This is a genomic window from Bradyrhizobium sp. (genome assembly GCF_049519115.1).
GTDB lineage: Bacteria > Pseudomonadota > Alphaproteobacteria > Rhizobiales > Xanthobacteraceae > Bradyrhizobium.
Genome location: NZ_JBEKRB010000015.1, coordinates 64,899 through 85,515 on the forward strand (window position 1 = coordinate 64,899; position 20,617 = coordinate 85,515).

General features: G+C 61.7%; 17 protein-coding genes. 11 read left to right on the forward strand and 6 right to left on the reverse strand.

The genetic code is table 11. The features are described 5' to 3' along the window. Positions 1-728 precede the first annotated feature (728 nt). Positions 729-2,201, forward strand: coding sequence for a sensor domain-containing diguanylate cyclase (locus tag ABSE61_RS14080; RefSeq protein ID WP_423871729.1), 1,473 nt, complete (start codon positions 729-731; stop codon positions 2,199-2,201). Positions 2,202-2,732: 531 nt separating this feature from the next. On the opposite strand, the gene ABSE61_RS14085 is transcribed toward ABSE61_RS14080, so the two are convergent. The 4 genes from ABSE61_RS14085 to ABSE61_RS14100 all read right to left on the reverse strand — a co-directional run bounded on the left by ABSE61_RS14085 (position 2,733) and on the right by ABSE61_RS14100 (position 7,123). Beyond that, complete coding sequence (locus tag ABSE61_RS14085) at positions 2,733-2,978, reverse strand: hypothetical protein (RefSeq protein ID WP_423871730.1); 246 nt, start codon at positions 2,976-2,978, stop codon at positions 2,733-2,735. 276 nt (positions 2,979-3,254) lie between these two features. Further along, positions 3,255-4,274 (reverse strand): LysR family transcriptional regulator, encoded by a 1,020-nt coding sequence (locus ABSE61_RS14090; protein WP_423871731.1) that lies wholly within the window; start codon positions 4,272-4,274, stop codon positions 3,255-3,257. A 63-nt stretch (positions 4,275-4,337) separates the two neighbouring features. Then, a complete protein-coding gene (locus tag ABSE61_RS14095) occupies positions 4,338-5,870 on the reverse strand; it encodes a DHA2 family efflux MFS transporter permease subunit (RefSeq protein WP_423871732.1) in 1,533 nt (510 codons plus the stop codon). Further along, positions 5,867-7,123, reverse strand: a complete 1,257-nt coding sequence (locus ABSE61_RS14100; RefSeq protein ID WP_423871733.1) for an HlyD family secretion protein — start codon at positions 7,121-7,123, stop codon at positions 5,867-5,869. Before ABSE61_RS14100 ends, ABSE61_RS14095 begins: the two co-directional genes overlap by 4 nt. Before the next feature lie 137 nt (positions 7,124-7,260). Here ABSE61_RS14100 and ABSE61_RS14105 point away from each other — a divergent pair, with 137 nt between their 5' ends. Next, on the forward strand, positions 7,261-7,548 hold the full coding sequence (locus tag ABSE61_RS14105; protein ID WP_423871734.1) for a hypothetical protein: 288 nt from the start codon (positions 7,261-7,263) through the stop codon (positions 7,546-7,548). On the opposite strand, the gene ABSE61_RS14110 is transcribed toward ABSE61_RS14105, so the two are convergent. After that, positions 7,545-8,405: a LysR substrate-binding domain-containing protein gene (locus ABSE61_RS14110; RefSeq protein ID WP_423871735.1), complete on the reverse strand. Its 861-nt coding sequence runs from the start codon at positions 8,403-8,405 to the stop codon at positions 7,545-7,547. The two genes, ABSE61_RS14105 and ABSE61_RS14110, sit on opposite strands and share 4 nt — an antisense overlap. Before the next feature lie 109 nt (positions 8,406-8,514). On the opposite strand from ABSE61_RS14110, the gene mdcA reads away from it, so the two are divergent. From mdcA to ABSE61_RS14155, 9 genes are all read left to right on the forward strand, one after another. Next, on the forward strand, positions 8,515-10,164 hold the full coding sequence (mdcA, locus tag ABSE61_RS14115; RefSeq protein ID WP_423871736.1) for a malonate decarboxylase subunit alpha: 1,650 nt from the start codon (positions 8,515-8,517) through the stop codon (positions 10,162-10,164). A 10-nt stretch (positions 10,165-10,174) separates the two neighbouring features. Next, a complete protein-coding gene (locus tag ABSE61_RS14120; protein ID WP_423871737.1) occupies positions 10,175-11,461 on the forward strand; it encodes a malonyl-CoA decarboxylase in 1,287 nt (428 codons plus the stop codon). Positions 11,462-11,524: 63 nt separating this feature from the next. Continuing rightward, positions 11,525-12,295, forward strand: a complete 771-nt coding sequence (locus ABSE61_RS14125; RefSeq protein ID WP_423871738.1) for an alpha/beta fold hydrolase — start codon at positions 11,525-11,527, stop codon at positions 12,293-12,295. 504 nt (positions 12,296-12,799) lie between these two features. Then, a complete protein-coding gene (locus tag ABSE61_RS14130; protein WP_423871739.1) occupies positions 12,800-13,909 on the forward strand; it encodes a BMP family ABC transporter substrate-binding protein in 1,110 nt (369 codons plus the stop codon). Between the two features lie 25 nt (positions 13,910-13,934). Next, the gene (locus tag ABSE61_RS14135; RefSeq protein WP_423871740.1) at positions 13,935-15,044 is read left to right on the forward strand and encodes an ABC transporter permease; all 1,110 of its coding nucleotides are present in this window, start codon (positions 13,935-13,937) and stop codon (positions 15,042-15,044) included. Between the two features lie 60 nt (positions 15,045-15,104). Then, positions 15,105-16,034, forward strand: a complete 930-nt coding sequence (locus ABSE61_RS14140; protein WP_423871741.1) for an ABC transporter permease — start codon at positions 15,105-15,107, stop codon at positions 16,032-16,034. Positions 16,035-16,046: 12 nt separating this feature from the next. After that, positions 16,047-16,730, forward strand: coding sequence for a biuret amidohydrolase (gene biuH, locus ABSE61_RS14145; protein ID WP_423871742.1), 684 nt, complete (start codon positions 16,047-16,049; stop codon positions 16,728-16,730). Between the two features lie 53 nt (positions 16,731-16,783). Next, positions 16,784-18,259: an ABC transporter ATP-binding protein gene (locus ABSE61_RS14150; protein ID WP_423871828.1), complete on the forward strand. Its 1,476-nt coding sequence runs from the start codon at positions 16,784-16,786 to the stop codon at positions 18,257-18,259. Between the two features lie 74 nt (positions 18,260-18,333). Beyond that, positions 18,334-18,834, forward strand: a complete 501-nt coding sequence (locus ABSE61_RS14155) for a nucleoside deaminase (protein WP_423871743.1) — start codon at positions 18,334-18,336, stop codon at positions 18,832-18,834. Between the two features lie 315 nt (positions 18,835-19,149). Here ABSE61_RS14155 and ABSE61_RS14160 read toward each other — a convergent pair whose 3' ends face one another. Then, on the reverse strand, positions 19,150-20,277 hold the full coding sequence (locus ABSE61_RS14160) for a hypothetical protein (RefSeq protein ID WP_423871744.1): 1,128 nt from the start codon (positions 20,275-20,277) through the stop codon (positions 19,150-19,152). Positions 20,278-20,617: the final 340 nt, after the last annotated feature.

The following is a 20,617-nucleotide window of genomic DNA, read 5'->3' on the forward strand; positions in this document are numbered from 1 at the left end:
ACCGCGTCGATATGGTATCGCGAACGACTCTCATCGCCGGAACCGACGCACCGAGTTTTGGAGACCTTCGTAAAGAAACATGTTTGATAGCAAATGTGCTTCTAGACTGCGTCGTCTGACCATGTTGGACGACGTTTCATATCCCATAAGCATCGCGCCCCTGGCAGTGCCGTGACCCCACTCAGCGGTTTGAAAACGGCTTTCTCGCTCTCGCAATAGGCGCCATACCCGTCGAGCTTTTCGAAATTTCGATAGATGGTCAGCATTATTCCCGACGCGGCGTTCGATTGCGCGCTCTAGTTTCTTAATTGTTCGATCACTATTATGGAGCCGCGCAAGTGAGCGCGGGAACGGCAGGCTACGAGCTTGCCACAGTGCTTCCAGTACTTCCGATTTGCACTCTACAGCGCGCAGGAGTTGCCGGCGGCATCAAAGAGCCTTTTGCTCGGCACCGTAGGCGACATAGATCAACGCATCCCTGGCGATTGGGCTACGCGCGGATGGCGTCGAAACAGATCAGCACGAACCTCGTCAGCTACCACAAGAGCAGCGCCTTCTTGGTAAGCCCGCGTCGACACCAGGGTCGCGCCAGGGAAATGCCCATCTCGCTCAGCGGGGCTTGGTCCGATGGTGGCGGAGATCCGCGGGCCGTCGCAAACAATGAAGGAATATTAACGAATTGTGCCTACAGCGGAGGAGCATCTGACTCCCTTCCATTAGGGCTCTTCATGTCCGTTTCGTCCATTGATCGGGATAGCGACGCCGAAATGTTCGATCTGGCGCCGGTTTCGCTCTGGATCGAGGACTATAGTGGGGTTCGGGCGCTATTCGACGAATGGCGCGCGGAAAACGTCACCGACATCAAGGCGTACTTGACGGCAAATCCGGATCGGGTCCGGCGCTGCTCCGAGTGCATCCGTGTCCTGAAGGTCAATCCCAAGACCTTGGAGCTGTACGGCGCCCGCGACCTCGATCATTTGATGGCCAATCTCGGCCAGGTGCTGCGCGACGATACGTTCAAGAGCCATGTCGAGGAACTCGCCCAGCTCTGGTACGGGCAGACCAGCTTCTCCAGCAATACGGTCAATTACACGCTGACCGGCAAGCGTCTCGATATCCAGCTCTCGGGCAGGGTCCTTCCCGGCCACGAACAGAGCTGGGACCGCGTCATGGTGTCGATCGAGGACGTCACCGAGCGGGAGAGCGTCCGGCGCGACCTGCTCGATAGCCAGAATTACGCCTTTGGCCTGTTCGCCCACTCGCCGGTATCGCTGTGGGTGGAGGATTTCAGCGCCGTGAAGCGGCTGGTCGACGACCTACGCGCCCGCGGCATCGAGGACTTCCGCGTCTTCACCGATGTCCACGAAGAGTTCGTCTCGCGTTGCATGAGCGAAATCCACGTCATCGATGTCAACAGCCGCACGCTGCAACTGTTCGGTGCGGCCGACAAGAAAACGCTATTGCACAATCTCCCCAGGATTTTCCGGGACGAAATGGGACCGCCCTTTCGCGAGCAGCTGATCGATCTGTGGGACGGCAAGCTGTTCCAGCAGCGCGAAGTGGTGAACTATGCGCTCGACGGCACCAAGCTGCATCTGCTGCTGCAATTCTCGGTGCTGCCGAGCCACGAACACGACTGGTCGCAGGTACAGGTCGCGTTGACCGACATCACCGCCCGCAAGAAAGCCGAGACCTATCTCGAATTTCTCGGCACCCATGACGTGCTGACACGCACCATGAACCGCTCGTTTTATGCCGACGAACTCAATCGGCTGGAACGCAAGGGACCGCTGCCGGTCACGGTCATCGTTGCCGATCTTAACGGACTCAAGGCGGCGAACGATGAACTCGGCCACGCGGCCGGCGACACACTGTTGCGCCGGGCGGGCGAAGTGTTCGAATCGCTGATCGAAAAGCCGGCTTCGGTCTCGCGTATCGGCGGCGATGAATTTGCCGTGCTGCTGCCCGGCACCGACGCCGTGGTCGGCGAGGCGGTTCTCGCTTCGCTGAAGGAACTCATCGAGATCAACAACCAGTTTTATCCTGACGTTCCGCTCAGCATCTCGACTGGAATGGCCACCAGCCGGCCAGGGGACCGGCTGGAACAGGTGGTCAAGCGCGCCGACATGAAGATGCTGCACGCCAAGCGCATGTACCATCTTCGCTCCAGCGGCAATCGCCGCAAGACTGGCGCTGCGTAAAACAAGGCGCGAGCAATGGCTCAGTCGAGCCGATCCATTTTCTGATTCAATTGTCAAACAACCATTTGCTCGTCATTCCGGGGTGGTGCGTTAGCACCAGACCTCAGATGCGCGCTTGCGCATCGGGGAATCTGGAGATTCTCCGATGTGCAATTGCACATCGAGGCATCAAGACCACACGACTTCGCCGTCCGCTCTCGCTGCGTTCGTCTCACGCACCAACAGCGTCCATCGCATCCCGCGCTCCACGTCCGTGACGATCGCGATACGCCCCTCTTGCGAGGCGGGACGCGGAATCATTAATGCTGTGTCTAGCAATCGCGAAGTGAATTATTTTTGGCGAGAGGGCTGGACTGGTTTCAACTGATTTGCCCGACAGGCAAATCAGTTGGGGCACGACGGCCGTTTTTACCAGCTCGAAGCAGGTCAACGATGTCCGTTCGCAACGCAATCGGCCTCCAAACAAATTGGAGGCCGATTTACAGTCCCGTCGAAGCGCCAGGCGATAACCTAAGGACACATCGGTGTCATTTAGCTTCCGGAGGGGTGGAGCGCCGGATCCCATCCGCCCACTCTCGACCGATCCCTTCCACTGAAGCCGAAGTTCTCGATATTGCGACCCGCCTGCGTCGACGGGATGTCGTAGGAAGGCTCGCTCAACTGATTGTAAGCCCCGCGATACCGTTCAAGGGCGCGGCCGTGTTCTTTGGCGAACACCGGCGTCGCAACGGCGGCGGAAAAAATCAGCACAGCGGCAAGTGTTTTGATGTTGGTCATTTGTCTTCTCCGTTCCTTCGTGTGGGCGCGAATGCGTCCGCAACGATCTGGGTTCGCGACCTGCCGACACCGTTAAATTGAATCTCATTCGGCCCGGTTCGCGTCCTCAATTTGGCTCTGTACGCGCTGCGGATAAGGCGGAGATATTCAAACAGACTATTCAAGGATGCCGAATAATCGAGGGGGGCGGGCGATGCGCCAGCAGCTAGGTTTTCATCGCAGCGGATCGCGGTTTCGTGAGCCCGCCGGGACGCGGCCATAGGCCATGGGTGCTTTTTATCCGCGACCGCGACCGGGCGCGTTGCCTTTTCGCTTCGGCGCGAGGTGCGGATCGCTCGAGGAGGCCGCTTGTATGACAGGGCTATTCGAACGCTCTTCATCGGGTGCACAGGGATCGCGATCGATCTGACGCAAATCGTCAACCAGGAGATCGATGAACGTGCGTACCTTTGCAGGCAGGTGCGCACGGTGCGGATAAAATGCGTCAATCGAGAATTGCTTTGGCAAAAAATCACTCAGAATTGATACAAGAGCGCCGGATTTCAGATCGTCAAACACGAGCGGCGCCGGCGTCATGATGATTCCCTGGCCCAGGAGCGCTGCGCGACGAAATGCAATCGCGCTGTTGGTTTCGAGATTTCCCGTCACCCTTAATGAAAACTCGCCATCGGGCCCGGTGAAATGCCATTCCCTGCCGTCTCTGCCTAAAGTGGGGGAGTCGTAGAAAATCACGCAATCGTGCTCGGTCAGTTCTGACGGATGTTCGGGCCGGCCATGCCTGGCGAGGTATTCCGGGGAAGCGCAAGCAACCAGGCGATAGTCGGCGAGGCGGCGAACGATCAGGCCCGGATCCGGCCTCGCAGCGTACCAGATCGCCAGATCGTATCCCTCCTCCACGAGATCCAGCATGCGGCTCGTCGCGGCCATGTGGATCGTCACATCCGGATAACGGAGGCCATATTCGGCAATCGACCGGGCGATCAGCGCCGGAATGCCCGGAGACGTGTTGAGCCGCAGAATACCTTTCGGCTTCGATTGCAGCACTTGAGCTGCTTCTTCCGCATGTTCGATCTCCGAAAGAATCTGGACGCAGCGGTCATAATAGGCTCGTCCCGCCTCGGTGAGGCTGACACTGCGCGTCGTACGATTCAGCAGGCGTACACCAAGCCGTTCTTCGATCGATTTTACACGGGTGGTGACCACGCTGGCCGACAGGTTGAGTTGTCGCGCCGCCGACCCGAAGCCGCCGGTGTCGACCACTTTGACGAACGACAGCATCGATGAGACCCGGTCCATGACTTGCCCATGCATCTACCTTCGCGGCCTGATTGTATCGGGTTGCACTATGCATTCAAGCTGTCAGCCCTCGACGGCCATTTTGGGATCGGCCGGTCCACTCGTCCTCTTGAAAATGAAGAGCAGCAGAAACAGGGCAAGCGTAGCGATCAGCAACAGCTTGTAATCATCCATATAAGCAACGACCTGCGCCTGCTGCGTAACCAGGGCATCGAGGGCGGCTCGGCCGGCCGCGGTCAACGGGCTCATGAACTGCGCGACGGCGAGATTCTCGAAGGCACGATTGACCGGGGTGACATAGGCGGAGATGTTGGCATGATTGATTTGTGTATTGGTGGTCAGCAGCGCACTGAACGTTGAAATACCCACGCTTGACCCGATGCTGCGCGAGAGGCTGAAGACGCTGGCCCCATCCGCGCGATCCTCCGGCGCGAGCGTCGATAGCGTGACGGCGCTCATGGGGACGAAGAGAGTGCCGAAGCCTGCTCCCTGTATCAATCCCGTTACGACAATCTCGCCCTCCGACACGTCCGGCGTCCAGCCGATCATGACGTAGAAGGCCCAGGCAGAGAAGCCGAGGCCAATTGCCAGAAGCAGGCGTGTGTCGATCTTTCCGACAAACCGGCCGACGAGCATGGTGGCCACCATGGTCCCCACCCCACGGGGTCCCATGACCAAACCGGCAGTGAAGACCGGATAGTTCATGAGGTCTTGCAGATACGGCGGCTGCAGCGCGAGCGAAGCATAAAGCGTGATGAACGCGACCAGGCTAAAGATCACGCCGGCGGAAAGATTGCGATCGCGGAACAGAGCGGGCCGCATGAAAGGCCGCTCGGCGGTAAAGGTGTGAACCAGAAAAAGATAAAAGGCCGAGCCGGCAACGAGCGCTTCGATGACGATTTCGCTCGAACCGAACCAGTCCTTGATCTCGCCGCGATCCAGCAGGACCTGAAACGCACCGATGGCGAGGCTGAGAGTGCCGAAGCCAAACCAGTCAAATTTCTGGACCGGGGTGCGCGGGCTCTGCGGCAGAAACATCATCATGCCAAGAAAGGCGATAATTCCCAGCGGCCCGTTGATATAGAACACATAACGCCAAGTGTAGTCCTGAGTGAGCCATCCGCCGAGCACCGGGCCGAGCACGGGACCGACCACAACACCGAGACCGAACAGCGCCATCGCGAATCCATGGCGCTCTTTCGGGTAAATCGACAGCAAGACCGTCTGGGACAGCGGGATCATCGCCGCCCCAAAGGCGCCCTGCAGAATTCGAAAGGCCACGATCTGGGTCAGTGACTCAGCCAGGCCACAAAGCATTGACGCAAGCGTGAAGCCGAGAGTCGATACGATGAACAGGCGCTTGAGGCCGAAACGAGCGACCAGAAAGCCGGTCGGCGGCGTCATGATCGCAGCCGCGGTGATGTAGGCGGTCAGCACCCAGTCGATTTGATCCGGGCTTGTCGCCACGCTTCCCTGAACATAGGGCAACGCGACATTGACGATCGTCGTGTCGAGCGTCTGCATCATCGCTGCGAGCAGCACCAGGATGGTAATCGTGCCGCGACGGCTTCCAGTTTCGGCGGCATCCTCCGTCATGAGGCACTCCCACGGCGCTCGAACAGGGTGGTCAGGAAGTGCGGCAGGCCGCGTGTGTGGCCGGTGTCGACATCGATCTCGACGCTCATTCCGGATCGCAGCGGTGGCATGCCGGCGCCGCTCGTGTCGATACGTACGCGCATCGGGATGCGCTGGACGACCTTGACCCAGTTGCCGCTGGTGTTTTGCGCCGGCAGCAGCTGAAATTCCTGCGCGCCGGCCGGGCTGATGCTCTCGACGGTGCCGTGCCACTGGACGTCAGGGTAGGTATCGACTGTCACCGCGACCGACTGGCCGAGCCGCACGTTGGTCATCTCCGTTTCTTTGGGATTGGCCTCGACCCAGGCGTGATCCGTCGCCACCAGATTGAAGGCTGTGACCGAAGCGGCAAGATACTTGCCGGGCGCGATCGAGGGCACGTTGGTAACTATCCCTGCGAAGGGCGCCCTCACCACCGTATGGTCGAGCTCGCGCTGCGCTTCGTCGACCTGCGCCTTGGCTTGCAGGTATTGCGGATGCAGCGTCGTCTCGATCTCGGGATTGCCGGCAAGCCGCGCCAACTGCGTGGCCGCCTGCTGCTGCAGCGACTGAAGCTTGCTCTTGCTGTTGAGCAGATTGTAATTCGCAGAATCGTATGTAGACTGTGACACCGCGCCGGAACGCACCAGCGTGCTGGCGCGATTGTAATTGATCTGGTTGAGATCGAGCTGCGCCTGCTCGGCCGCAGCGTCGCTTAGCATCCGCGTGTAATCCTGCTTCATCGCATCGATCGTGAGCGCGGTCTGCGCAAGATTTGCCTTCGCGTTGTCGAGCGCGATCTGGAATTGACGGGGGTCGAGCCGGTAAAGGATCTGCCCCGAAGACACATACTGGTTGTCGCGGACATCGATGTCATTGACGATACCGGAAACGTCGGTCGAGATGCCTACCTTGTCGGCCTGAACATAGGCATCGTCGGTCGACATGATCTGGCCCCCGGTGACGTACCAGTAGGCGCCGGCGACGGCCGCGATCGGCAGCAGCGCGAACAGCGTCGGCCGGATCCTTTGATGGCGCGCGGGAGGCTGCTTCTGGTCTTTGGCCGCGGCCGCATCGAGCCGCTTCGCCGGATCAACCGGCGCGATCGACGGCACCTCGCGCGGTTCGGAGCGCAATTCGGAAACCTTGTGAGCAAGGGTCAAGCCGTCTCGTGAAAAGACATCCCCCCGCAGCTCATCCGCTTCAGTGCGGTTGGTCTTTTCACGGATAAGCATGGTGATGTCCTTGATTGTTGGCCGGCTGCTTCGAAAGCTGGCCACTGGTTCGGCTGGATGCGGGTTCTTGGCGGTGCCGATCGCGCGACGGCTGCGATAGCGAGGCGGCACGGGCTGCCTTAAGGAGCATCCCGACGATGACAGCGCCGACACTGGCCGCTGTCGCGCCATCGACGCCGGCCAAGATGATGGTAAGCCACCAACCGCTTTGCTTTATCGTGTTCAGCATAACGAGCCTCGCGATGGTTCTTTCGCAAAGCGAACATGCGGTCGCCACGGGGATTTTTCTATTCGACGGAACCGAAACGCGTTATTCGCCAATCCAGAACAATCGCCCAAGGTGGCAATCTCACCGAGCCGATGGACTTCCTGATTTGGATGTCAAACAATCGGACGGGCTTTCGCCTTCTCGCGGCCCATCTTAAATCGTCGGACGCGACGGACCTTGCGCCAGCGCCAATAGCGCAGCGGCGAGCGCCACCGGCGCCTTTTCCGGCCGCTTCTTTTCGTAGATCGCAAACTCCAGATCAGGCAGGCGCGGCAGGCCGTGCTCCGGCCCGAGAACGCGCAAGCCCGCGATGATCGCGCTCGCCGGCAGCGGCGTGATCGCAAGCCCAGCGAGCGCCGCGGCACGCACGCCGGTCAGGCTCGGGCTGGTGTAGACGATCTCCCAGGCAAGATCGCCCTCGCCGAGCGCGGCAAGCGCCGCCTCGCGCGAGACGGACTTTTCCCGGTACAACGCGAGCGGCAGCACGGCGCCCGGCACGAGATCGAAAGTATCGGCCGCGGCCCAGACCAGCGGCTCGCGCCACACCAGCCGCCCGCGCGAGGTGCCGAGCGGGCGCTTGGCGAACACCACATCGAGCCGTCCCGCATTGAGTTGCTCGATCAATTCTGCGCTGACGCCGATCTGCACCTCGAGCTTGACGCCGGGATGCAAGCTCGCGAAACGGCCGAGCGCCGACGGCAGCGAGCCGCCCGCGACCTCCTCGACCACGCCGAGACGCACCATGCCTGACAGCCGCGGCGCCGACAGGCGATGACGCGTAGCCTCTTCGAGTTGCAGCAGGCGACGGGCATCGCCGAGCAGCATCTCACCGTCGTCGGTCAGCGCGACACTGCGGGTCGTGCGCCGGAACAGCGCACGTTTGGTCTCGAGCTCAAGCCGCTTGATCTGCTGGCTGATGGTCGACTGCGTAAGGTTGAGCCGCTCGGCGGCGCGGTGGAATCCACCATGATCGGCAACGGCGACGAAGGCGCGCAACAGTTCGAAATCGAGCATGGAATTGATCTCATTTCATAATCAATTATATTATAAAATATCGTTTTTATAATCAATCGGTCAAACCTACTTTCCGCTGTGAAGAGATCACCACGCGAAGGAGGCCATCATGTCCAACACGTCACGACAGGGAACGGACCGCGCCACCCGGCTGGCACGCGCCGCCAAGGTCAGCGGCAACAGCGGAAAGCTGGTTTCGCCCGACCGCGCCACCGCGCTGCTCGAATCGATCATCGAACCCGGCGACCGCGTCACCATCGAAGGCGACAACCAGAAGCAGGCCGATTTCCTGGCCAAAGCGCTGGCAAAGGCCGATCCCGCGCGGCTGCATGACCTGCACATGGTGCAGTCGGTGCTGGCGCTGCCCGATCATCTCGCCGTCTTCGAGCGCGGCATTGCCAACCGGCTGGATTTCGCGTTTGCCGGTCCGCAGAGCCGCAAGCTCGCCGAGCTCGTCAGCAACGGCACGGTGAAGATCGGCGCGATCCACACCTATCTCGAACTCTACGCGCGCATGCTGGTGGATCTGTCGCCGCGCGTGGCGCTGATCGTTGCCGACAAGGCCGACCGCGACGGCAACCTCTATACGGGTCCTAACACCGAGGACACGCCAACCATTGCGGAAGCCGCAGCCTTCCGCGGCGGCATTGTCGTGGCGCAGGTCAACGAGGTCGTCGACGGGTTGCCTCGCGTCGATATCCCCGGCGACTGGGTCGATTTCGTCGTGCCGGGTCCGAAGCCTTACGCCATCGAGCCTCTGTTTACGCGCGATCCGGCCAAGGTCAGGGACGAGAACGTGCTGATGGCGATGATGGCGATCGCGGCCGTCTATGAACCCTATCAGGTGCGCAGGCTCAACCACGGCATCGGTTACGCGACCGCGGCGATCGAATTGCTGCTGCCGACCTTCGCCGCGCAGCGCGGCTTGAAGGGCAAGGTCGCGAACCATTTCGTGCTCAACCCGCACCCGACCCTGATCCCCGCGATCGAAGCCGGCTTTGTCGATAACGTCTATTGCTTCGGCTCCGAACTCGGAATGGAGCAGTACTTGGCGAAGCGCGCCGGAGTGTTTCCGGTCGGCGCCGACGGCAGCCTGCGGTCGAACCGAGCGCTGGCCCAGGTCGCCGGACAATATGCCTGCGACATGTTTGTCGGGGCGACGTTGCAGATCGATCCGCAAGGCAACAGCTCGACGGCCACCAAAGGACGCATCACCGGATTTGGCGGCGCGCCGAACATGGGCGCCGACGCGCGCGGCCGCCGCCACGACAGTCCGACCTGGCTGTGCGCCGGTGAGGAGGCCGGCGATGCCTTACGCGGACGCAAGCTCGTGGTGCAGATGGTGCAAACCCATCAGCCGAACGGCGCGCCGAGCTTCGTCGAGCGGCTGGACGCCTACGACCTCGCTTCGTCAGCGGGCTTCGCGCGGCCGCCGATCATGATCTATGGCGACGACGTGACCCACGTGATCACCGAGAAAGGCGTCGCCAATCTGTTGCGCTGCCGAACGCCACAAGAACGGGAAACGGCGTTGCGCGCGGTCGCCGGCGACACCGAATTCGGCCAACGGCAATCGACCGATGCCAGCGAAGGCCTGCGCCGCCGCGGCATCGTGATGCTGCCTTCCGATCTCGGCATCGATGTCAAAACTGCGACGCGCGATCTCCTCGCCGCCAGGACGATCGACGATCTCGTGACGGCGTCAGGCGGACTTTATGCACCGCCGGCCAAATTCCGCTCATCTACCGCCCAGGCATGAGGAGGCGACCATGAACCCGATCACCCAAAGCCTGAGCGATCAGCGCAACGGGCAGCCCGCTTCACTCGATCACGCGAAACAGCTTGCCGCCAAGCTGTTGTCGGAACGCGGCGAAGCCTCCGGCGCGCTGGTCTCGCGCGAACTGAACGACGTGCTGCGCGCGCTCGATGGCAACGATCGATATGACTTCCAGCGCTATCTGGCCACCACCTTTCAACCCGACAGCAATGCGCTGCGCGCCGCGGCGGAACGCTACCTCAACGATGCGACGGCCGAAACTGCTGCCGCAGTCGCACAAGCTGCCGATCCGCCGCGACAGGAGTTGCTGCGGCGAATCAACATGGCGCCCGGCGGCACGGCTGCGTTGATCGCCATGCGCCGAGAAATCACCGCGCATCTGCGCGATGAACCGGAGTTGAAGCTGCTTGATGCCGATCTCAAGCATCTGTTGGCGTCGTGGTTCAACCGCGGCTTCCTCGAACTGCGCCGGATCGACTGGCAGTCGCCGGCCGCGGTGCTGGAGAAGCTGATCGCCTATGAGGCGGTGCATGAGATCAAGGGCTGGGACGATTTGCGGCGCCGTCTCGCGCCCGACCGGCGCTGCTTCGCCTTCTTCCATCCGGCACTTCCCGGCGAGCCGCTGATCTTCGTTGAGGTCGCGCTGGTGCAGGGACTGGCGACCTCGATACCGCCGCTGTTGTCGCAGGATGTGGACGAAGACGCGGCGCGGGCGCAAGCAGCGAAGGCAGACACCGCGATCTTCTATTCGATCTCCAACTGCCAGGAGGGCCTGCGCGGCGTATCGTTCGGCAATTTCCTCATCAAGCAGGTGGTCGAGGAGTTACAGGCGGAGTTTCCGCGGTTGAAGCAGTTCTCGACGCTGTCGCCGGTGCCCGGCTTTCGGCGCTGGTTGACGCAGCGGCTTGCGGACGGAAGCGCGCCGGATGCCGCGCTGTCGTCACAGATCGCTCATGACGGCTGGTGGAACGAGTTGCGGCAGAGCGAGACGCTGCGGGCGGACCTGATGCGGCTTTGCGCGACTTATTTGACGCTGCGCCCTTTGCCCGGAAACCGCATCGATCCGGTGGCGCGTTTTCATCTCGGCAACGGCGCGCGGCTCGAGCGCATCAACTGGCTCGGCAATACCGTGCCGCGCGGAGTGCAGGAATCCTTCGGCATCATGGTCAACTATCTCTACGACCACGACAGCATCGAGGCTAACCACGAAGCCTTCGTGCACGACGGCACCATTGCCCGCTCGGCGGATGTCGACGCTCTGCTGCCAAAATCAGATTGAGCCGGCGCGGCTTGCCGCGCTGATCCATTTACCCCAACCGTCCCCAACCACCTAGGAGAGACCATGATGAACAGACGCGATTTTTCAGCCGCCCTGCTTGCCGGTGTGGCGGCCTCGACGATCTCCAGCCGCGGGATCGCCGCCAACGCAACGCCGCCGAAGGTCCGCAACGTCGTGCTGGTGCACGGCCTGTTCGCCGACGGCTCCTGCTGGACCGAGGTCATTGCGCGATTACAGGCGGCGGGGCTGAACGCGACCTCGGTGCAGAACCCCTTGACCACATTGCCTGAGGCGGTCGCCTCTGCCGAACGCGTGCTGGCACGACAGGATGGCCCAACGGTCCTGGTCGGCCACTCCTTCTCCGGCATGATCGTCACCGAAGCCGGCGTGCATCCGAATGTCTCGGCGCTGGTCTACGTGGCCGCGCGTGCGCCGGATGCGGGCGAGGACTACACCGCGCTTGCCAAGACCTATCCGACGCCGCCAGCGTCGGCCGGCATCGTGTTCGACGGCGATGAGGGGCGTCTTTCCGAAGAGGCCTTCCTGCGCGATTTCGCGGGCGACCTGCCGGAGGCAAAGGCGAAAGTGCTCTATGCCGTGCAGGAGCCGTTCCAAAAGGCGCTGCTCACCGGCAAGACCACGAACGCGGCCTGGCGCTCCAAGCCCAGCTATTATGCCGTCTCGACGGAAGACCGCACCATCAATCCCGACCTTGAACGCTTCATGGCCAAACGGATGGGCGCCAAGACCATCGAAGTGAAAGCCAGCCATCTCTCGCTGATCTCCCATCCCAGGGAAATCACGCGGCTGATCCTTGAGGCTGCCGGACATTAGCCTGCCTCACGCCCGGCTTCGCCTGCTAGACCAGAGCGATGATCCACGCGTCAACAGCGACAGGCCTCGACATTGTCGCGGCCTGTCGGCGGCGGGATCGTCTGGAAACATCTCGAACAGCTGCCCGCCCGTGAATGCCGCGTTCGACCCACACGCTCACCGATGCTTAGGTATTGAAGCGCTTCGCGCCTGTGATAGCGATGTGGAATCCGGGCAACGGCTACGACAGGCCGCTCGACCGCCTAATTTCTAGGCAGGATACCCGTCGCGCCATCCTCTCTGGCTTAGCTGCTTAACTCTCCCGCATACAATTCGCGAAATCTGCCGCCATTTTAGTCAGCGCCGAAACGGCGCGATTTTCGCCAGAACTATTTTCACTAGTTAAAACAAATAGATACGCCCCGCGACATTCTGGCACGAAGCTTGCGAAAGCGGTTTTCGGCCCCGCAAACCGGCGCGGCCGCGAGATGGGAGCGGGAATTTATCCGCCACGGGGAGTAATCAATGGATTTTAGCAGCATTTCACGACGGCGCCTGTTGCAGGGAAGCGCGGCGCTGACACTGGGCACCGCGCTCGGTGCCCGCACCGCCGCCGCCGCCGACACCACGATCGGCTTCATCTATGTCGGCTCGCGCGACGACTACGGCTACAACCAGGCGCATGCGCAAGCCGCCGCCGCGTTGAAGAAGATGCCGGGCATCAAGATCGTCGAAGAAGAGAAGGTGCCCGAGACCGACGCCGTCGAAAAGACGATGGAGTCGATGATCAATCTCGACGGTGCGAGCCTCGTGTTCCCGACCTCGTTCGGCTACTTCAACCCGCACATGATCAAGATGGCGACCAAGTATCCGAAGGTGCGCTTCGAACATTGCGGCGGCCTGTGGACCGACAAGGATCCGAAGAACGCCGGCAGCTATTTCGGCTATATCGACGAAGCGCAATACATCTCCGGCATCGTCGCCGGCTATACCAGCAAGACCGGCAAGCTCGGCTTCGTCGCCGCCAAGCCGATCCCGCAGGTGCTGCGCAACATCAATGCCTTCACGTTAGGAGCCAAGCTCGCCAACCCGAAGGCCACCACGCAGGTGATCTTCACCGGCGACTGGTCGATGCCGGTCAAAGAAGCCGAAGCCACCAACAGCCTGATCGACCAGGGCGTTGACGTCCTGACCTGCCACGTCGACGGTCCGAAGACGATGGTGGAAAACGCCGCCCGCCGCGGCGCCATGGTGTGCGGCTATCACGTCAACCAGTCGCCGCTCGCGCCCGAGGCCTATCTCACCGGCGCGGAATGGAACTGGGAAGCGCTCTATCCGAAGTTCCTGAAGATGATGGCCACCGCCGAAGGCATTCCGAACTTCTACCGCGGCGGTTTGCAGGAAGAGATCGTCAAGGTCTCGCCCTATGGCCCGAAGGTGTCGGAGCAGGCGCGCAAGCACGCCGACGAGGTCAAGGCGACCTTCATGTCGAAGGGGCTCGCATTCTTCAAGGGCCCGCTGATGGACAACAAGGGAAAGACCGTCATCGCAGCCGGCGTCGAGCGCGGCCAGAAGGATCCCGAACTCGAGAAGATGGACTATCTGGTCGAGGGCGTGATCGGCGCGACTTCCTGACATCAGGCGTGATGGGAGCGGCTTCGTGACCTCAGAAGTAGCTGATCCGGCAGAGGCGGTGGCGGTTGCGCCATCCGCCGACCCCGGATTTCTCCAGCGCCACGGCGCTACCATCGAATACATCCTGATCCCGGGCGCGGCGCTTGCCGGCGCGCTCGTGGTCTTCGGCATTTTTGTCGCGCTGTTCGGCAAGAATCCGCTCGACCTGTATTTCTACATGTATCAAGGCGCGTTCGGCACCTGGTTCTCCTGGCAGAACACGCTGACCCGCGCCGCGCCCTTGATCCTGACCGCACTGTGCACGGCATTGCCGGCGCAGCTCGGCATGGTGATCATCGGCGGCGAAGGCGCGCTGTTGATCGGCGCGTTGTCGGCGACATCGATCGCGCTGACCGTGCAGTGGGCCCCGCCGCTCGCGGTCCAACTGGCGATGGCGGCGGCTGGCATGGTCGGCGGCGGACTTTGGATATTGCTGTCGGGCGGCTTGCGGCAATATCGCGGCGTCAACGAAACGATATCGAGCCTGTTGCTCGTTTATATCGCGCTCGCGATCCTCAACCATCTCGTCGAAGGCGCGATGCGCGACCCGGCCAGCCTCAACAAACCGTCGACCTACGAGATCGGCGCGGCCAACATGATCGGCTCCATCCCCGGCACCGACGTGCATTGGGGACTGGTGTTCGGGCTGGTCGCCGCGATCGCCTCCTACATTTTGATCTATCACACTACTTTCGGCTTTGCGGCGCGCGTCGCCGGCGGCAACGTCCGCGCCGCCAAGATCGTCGGCCTTTCCGTCGGCAAATTGATCCTCACCATCTGCTTCCTCGCGGGCGCCTGCGCCGGGCTTGCCGGAATGGTCGAGGTCGCCGCGGTTCAGGGCCGTACCAACGCCAACCTCGCCGCCGGTTACGGCTTCACCGGAATCCTGGTCGCGTTCCTGTCGCGGCAGAATCCGCTCGCGATCATTCCGGTCGCGATCCTGCTCGGCGGCATCAGCGCCTCCGGCGGGCTGTTGCAGCGAAGGCTCGGCCTGCCCGACGCCTCGGTGCAGGTGTTGCAGGGAATCATCTTTGTGTTCGTGCTGGCAAGCGACGCGGTCTACGGACGGATCGGTTTTCTCAAGGGCAAGTCTTGAAAGTGACGTTGCAGATGACCTCGAAAGTAACGTTGCAAGTGAGATCGAAAGGCAAGCGATATGGCGGCTGACGGAACGATCGGGCTCTGGACCGTGCCGCTCGCGGTGTTCGGCGGCGCCATCCGCGTCTCCACGCCGTTCCTGTTCGTGAGCCTCGGCGAGTGCATTACCGAGCGAAGCGGCCGCATCAATCTCGGCCTAGAGGGCACGCTGGTGATGGGTGCGATGAGCGCCTACGGCATCTCCTATCTCACGGGATCGCCATGGCTCGGGGTCCTCGCCGCGGGCTTCGCAGGCGCGGGGTTGGGCGCGCTGCATGCCGGCATTTGCTCGTTGCCGCGAGTCAACGACATCGCGGTGGGTATCGCACTCATGTTGTTCGGAACGGGTCTGGCCTTCTATCTCGGCAAGCCGCTGATCGAGCCAACCGCAGCAAGGCTTCCCGCGATCGACTTCGGCTGGTGGAGCGACATCGCGCAGCTCCGCGCGGCGCTGCGCATCAATGTCTTGTTTTTGTTTGGCGTGGCGCTGGCGCCGATTCTCTATTGGGCGTTCCGGACCACGCGCTGGGGCCTCCTGGTCCGCACCGCCGGCGAAAGCTCGGACGCCGCGCGCGCCATGGGCCATTCGGTGCTGTTGATCCGCCTGCGTGCCACCATGGTCGGCGGCTTCCTTGCCGGTATCGGTGGCTCGTTCCTGTCGCTGTTCTATCCCGGAAGCTGGAACGAGGGGCTCTCAAGCGGACAGGGCGTGACGGCCGTGGCGCTCGTCATCTTCGCGCGCTGGGACCCGATGCTGTGCATGTGGGCTTCGCTGGCCTTCGGCGGTGCTGCGGCGCTCGGGCCGGCCTTGCAATCGGTCGGCGTCACCTCCGGCTATCATCTCTTCAACGCCGCGCCCTACATCCTGACGCTCGCGATCATGATCATCACCTGCTCGCCGAAGCGCACGCTGACCGGCGCGCCCGCCGAACTGTCGATCACAAAGTAAACGAGGCCAACCATGCCCGAGCGCTATACCAAGTCCGAGCCCTATGCGTGGCCCTATAATGGCGACCTTCGCCCCGCCAACACCGCGTTGATCATTATCGATATGCAGACCGATTTCTGCGGTCCCGGCGGTTACGTCGACAAGATGGGTTATGACCTCTCGCTAACCCGCGCGCCGATAGAGCCGATCAAGAAATTGCTCGCGGCAATGCGCGCCAAAGGCTACCACATCATCCACACCCGCGAGGGACATCGGCCCGATCTCGCTGATTTGCCGGCCAACAAGCGCTGGCGCTCACGCCAGATCGGCGCCGGGATCGGCGATCCCGGCCCGTGCGGGCGTATCCTTGTGCGTGGCGAAGCCGGTTGGGAAATCATTCCCGATCTCGCGCCGCTGCCGGGCGAGCCGATCATCGACAAGCCCGGCAAGGGATCGTTCTGCGCCACGGACCTGGAATTGCTGTTGCGCGTGCGCGGGATCGAGAACATCGTCCTGACCGGCATCACCACCGACGTCTGCGTTCACACCACCATGCGCGAGGCCAACGATCGCGGCTTCGAATGCGTGCTGGTCGAGGATTGCTGTGCCGCGACCGACAAGAGCAACCACGATGCCGCGTTGCAGATGATCAAGATGCAGGGCGGCGTGTTCGGCGCGGTCGCCAAATCCACCGACCTGATCGGAGCGATTTCGTGAAGATTGGCGAATATCCCGCGCCGACCGGCGCGTTCGGCATCGACGCCATAGCGATGACCATGCGGTTCGGCGATTTCGTCGCGCTCGACAATGTCGAACTGAAGGTTCGGCCCGGCACGCTGCACGCTCTGCTCGGCGAGAACGGTGCCGGCAAGAGTACGCTCGTGAAATGCATCATGGGCTATTACCACGCCACGCAAGGCGACATCCTGGTCGGCGACCGCGAACAGGCGATCGCCAATCCAAAGGACGCGCACGCGCTGGGCTTGGGCATGGTGTACCAGCATTTCACGCTGGTGCCGGCGATGACAGTGGCCGAAAACCTGGTGCTGGCGCGGGACGATGTTCCAGTAATCGTCGACTGGGCCAAGGAAAAGAAAGAACTCGAAACCTTCCTGTCGCAGATGCCGTTCAAGGTGCCACTGAACGCCCGCGTCGCGGACATTTCGGCCGGCGAGCGGCAGAAGTGCGAAATCCTCAAGCAGCTCTATTTGAAGCGGCGGTTTTTGATCCTCGACGAGCCGACCTCGGTGCTGACACCGGGCGAAGCCGACGAGGTGCTCGGCATGCTGCGCGCCATGGTGCAGAACGGCGAGCTGACCATCCTGATGATCACGCATAAATTCCGCGAGGTGATGGCGTTCGCCGACGAGGTGACCATCCTGCGCCGCGGCAAGCTCGCCGGCAAAGGCCTCGTCAAGGAATTGACGCCGGATGCGATGGCACGCGCGATGATCGGCGCCGAGGAATTGACCATCCAGCCGCCGCGCTCGGGCGAGGCCGGCGGCGTGCGGCTTGAACTCAGCAAGGTCTGCGCGCTCGATGACGCCGGCGCGATCGCGGTGAAGGACGCCTCGCTCTCGGTGCGGGGCGGCGAGATCGTCGGCATCGCAGGCGTCTCCGGCAACGGCCAGCGCCAGCTCGTCGAAGTCCTCGCCGGTCAGCGCGAGGCCGAAAGCGGTGAAGTCCGCGTCGCCGGCGACGTATATCACGCCAACCGCGAGGAAATGCGCCGGCACAAGATGTCGCTGTTGCCGGAGGAGCCGTTGAAAAACGCCTGCGTCGCCGGCATGAGCGTCGCCGACAACCTCGCGTTCCGCGAATTCGACCGCGCGCCGTTCGCCAAGGGCGGCTGGTGGCTCAACGGCGCCGCCTTCCGCAGCGATGCCGAACGGAAGATCGGCCTCTACAAGATCAAGACCCGCACCCCGGATACGCCGATTTCGGCGCTGTCCGGCGGCAACGTCCAACGTGCGGTATTGGCGCGCGAACTCGGCGGCGATGTCGAAGTGCTGATCGCCGCCAATCCCTGCTTCGGGCTTGATTTCGCGGCGGTGGCCCAGATCCACGCCGAGATCATGGCGGCGCGCAACCGCGGCGCGGCGGTGCTTCTGGTCAGCGAGGACCTCGACGAATTGCTCGAATTGTCGGATCGTCTAGTGGTGATGTTTCACGGCCAGTTCGTCTATGAGGCCCGCGCGAGCGAAGCCGACCTGACGGAAGTTGGCCGCCATATGGCGGGACACTAAAAAGCGTTTTCAAGCGAAGTGGACACCGGTTCGCGTAAAGAAAACGCGTCAAACAGGAAGCTGACGGAACACCGATGACTAACGTCGAAGGCCTGACGCAGGATCAATCGGACGAACACTTCCTGCGGCATTCCTTCGACGTCGCCCGACGCTCGATGACGAGCGGCAACCATCCCTTCGGCGCCATACTGGTCGATCGAAGCCGCAAGGTCCTGATCGAGACCCAGAACGGCTACATGCCTGCCCACGACGGCACCGCGCATGCCGAGCGCCTCTTGGCGACCGAAGCCTGTCGCACGCTCAAAGCCGACGTCCTCACGGATGCCACCATCTATTCTTCAGCCGAGCCTTGCGCGATGTGTGCGGGCGCCATCTATTGGGCCGGCATTGGCCGCCTGGTCTATGGCCTCAGCGAAGCCAGACTGCGCGACATCACCGGCAATCATCCTGAAAATCCGACCCTCGACCTGCCCTGCCGCGCGGTATTGGCGAGCGGCCAGCGGGCAACCGACGTCGTGGGCCCGCTCCTGGAAGATGAAGCGGCGGCGCTTCACGCCGGCGTCTGGAACAAATAGGTACTCGCCTTGGAACGCAGTCCTTTATAGGTCGTCCTCGCGACTCGTCTGCGCCAAGGCTTCGCCGGGGATAACGGTCTTGGGCCGCCGAAGCTGTAAGCGAAGGCGGCACGCAAGGACCCATAACCACAGGCCATTTCGTTCAAGCGACGATTGTCGACCACCAAAACCTACGTTGAGATTCCGCGGTAGGGGTCCCTGCGTGCGCAGGGACGACAGCGGGAGTCTTGGCGAGTGCAGAGCACCAGCATCGTTGAAAAAAAATGGCGCCGCGAACAAGTCGCGGCGCCATCGTTGTCAGATATTTTCAGGCGATCAGAACTTCACAGTGATACCGGCGGAGGCCGACTGTTCAGTACAGCTGTGAGTGCTGACAATCTGGCCGCTAGGCAACGCTGCGTTACAGATACCGTTAACGGCGCTGTCGTGATCGAGGCCGAACTTGTTCTGCCAGTAGCGGTAGGCGACCCAGACGTCGACGAAGTGGGTATACTTCGGACCCCAGAACGCCTTGGAGGCGTCGAAGGTCAGACGGATCGGTTCTGAGTTGATTTCTGTCTTGGACGGCATGATGCCCGTAAGCGGCTGGTTCGAGTCACCCTTCGGACCATAGAAGCCGGCACGGCCGCTGATCGAGAAGAACTGGAAGTTCTCCGGCAGGAAGCCGAGGTCCATGTAGTAGTTGATCTCAACTGCCCATGTGGTTTTGAAGCTGGTGTTGCCGTCCGAGAGACAGGTTACACCAGGAGTACCGGGTGTCTGAAAGATGCTGGCGCAGGAGTCGAACGTGTTGTGGTTGATTTCCTTGTAGACCAAGGGCGCGACGTTGAAGAAGCCCTTGTAAGGCAGGTCGAAGGCGAATTGCAGACCGCCGACGATGTCGCGCTTGGCCGGCGCGAGATAAGTGTTTTCGTTTTCGACGTCACCACCGATTTCGAACGAAATGTTATGCAGCGGCCCCATGCTGAACATCTTGGTGCCGAAGATTTCGTTCCAGCCGAAGGTCGAGCGGAACAAACCGTACACTTCGGTTGCGCCAGCGCAAACCGTGTTGCCACCGTTAACCGACGCGGAATTCTGAGTCGAGTTGGCCGTGAAGCCAACACACGGTGAGGCCGGATCGTTGTGGTCCGACTTGAACATCGAGATGGTGAAGAAGTTGGTGCCGTAGCCCCACACGTCGAAGTGGGTGAACGAGTAGACCTGCTTCGCCGTGTTACCGTTGAAAGCGCCGCCGCCCTGCTTGAGGCTGAAAGCGCCCGGATCGGTTGCCGTGAACTGATAGGAATAGGTGAGACGGTCGTCGATCACCAGGAAGAAGGGCAGATCCGCCACCTTCTTTACGGCCTTGACCGGAAGGTCCGCAGCGCGTGCGACACCGGCTGATGCAAGCGCGGCCAATGACAGAGCCGCGGTTGCGAAGATTGTTTTTCTAAACGACATTAGTACCCCCAATTGCAGAGCGAACCATCACAGGCCCTGACGGAACAGTTACGCCGTTCGTTGGAGGTGAGAAGCCTCAACTTTTTCCATTGCCTGCTGCGAGATTAATCAAAAATAGCCAAACCATCCGCGATTTGGAGGGCTTATGACGCTTGATGGCGATATCGACGGGGTCTGCGAGACGCGGCCGAACGCCGTATCCTTATTGTTTTTATTGATTTTTTTGAGTAACCTTGGGTTGATAATGAGGTTTCCCGCACCGCAGACCGAACGCCGGCGATCTTCGGAGGACGGTCAAATCACGATGCTCACGTCCGAAGCACCGCCCGGTTCCCGATGA